This is a genomic window from Streptomyces sp. NPDC037389, assembly GCF_040636475.1.
Taxonomy (GTDB): Bacteria; Actinomycetota; Actinomycetes; order Streptomycetales; family Streptomycetaceae; genus Streptomyces; species Streptomyces hesseae.
The window spans coordinates 1-1,063 of the sequence record NZ_JBEZUS010000087.1; the positions used below are offsets into that span (position 1 = coordinate 1).

At 69.6% G+C, this 1,063-nt stretch carries 1 protein-coding gene; it reads left to right on the forward strand.

The features are described from left to right. Positions 1-167: 167 nt before the first annotated feature. On the forward strand, positions 168-1,063 hold an 896-nt coding region (locus AB0E98_RS33945), incomplete at its 3' end, for a helix-turn-helix transcriptional regulator (protein ID WP_361710368.1).

A 1,063-nucleotide genomic window follows, 5' to 3' on the forward strand; every position in this document is an offset into this window, starting at 1 on the left:
TCCCCACCGGCACCCATGACCTCACCGAAGACCGTCTCCCCGGCCCCCGCTGTGGCCCCTGGTGCGCCGGTCCGGCCCGGCACCGGCCCTTGAGGAACCCAACTGCCCCGTGCGAGCTTGCCGCGCCCCGCAGCCGGAGAAGGAAACGGGAAACAGCGTCGATCGCCTTGTTCGTCCGGGAGTTGTTGCCGCACTCTTCCGTGCAGTACCGCCTCAGCCCGGACGAGCGGGCTTGGGAGGTTCCTGTGCCACACCCGTCCACCCCGTTCGGCGAGGAACTGAGGAAGCGTCGCCTGGAGGCCGGACTGAGCCTTACCGACCTGTCCCGTCTCGTGCACTACAGCAAAGCGCAGCTCAGCAAAGTCGAGCGGGACATCAAGGCACCCAGCCGTGATCTCGCTCGGCTGTGCGACGCCGCACTCGGTGCCGACGGGGCCCTGATCGCCCTGAGCACCCCTGCCACTGTCGATTCGTCCACCGTGTCGGCGCCGGGCCGGGTCGAGGAGGAGAACTGGATGATGCAGTTGTCACCGGACGGCCCGAGCTCGTTCGGGCACGTGGGCCGGCGTGAGGTGATGAATGCCGGTGCCGCCGCGCTGATGACCTGGAGGTCGGACGGATCGGGTCCGGCTTCCCCGGCCGCCGGCACCGGCATGCTGGAGGCCTCACGCTTACTGTTCACGCACTACCGCAGACTCGGTCAGGCCGTGGAACCCGGCCTGCTCCTGCCTGTTCTCATCGCACAGACACACACGCTGCGAGAACTGTCGGGGCAGAGCGACAGCGGCACCAGACGTCACCTGCTGGCACTCGGGTCCCGGTACGCCGAGTACGTGGGCTGGCTGGTGCAGGAGACCGGGGACGAGCGTGGGGCGTTGTGGTGGACGCAGCGTGCGGTCGACCTGGCCGCCGCAGGCGGTGATCAGGCACTGGCCGGTTATGCGCTGGTCCGCAGGGCGTTGGTCACCCTGTACCGCGGGGACGCCGAGCAGACCGTCGCGCTGGCCCGCCGGGCGCAGAGCGGCGTGCTGCCGTCACGGATCCGTGGTCTCGCCGCACAGCG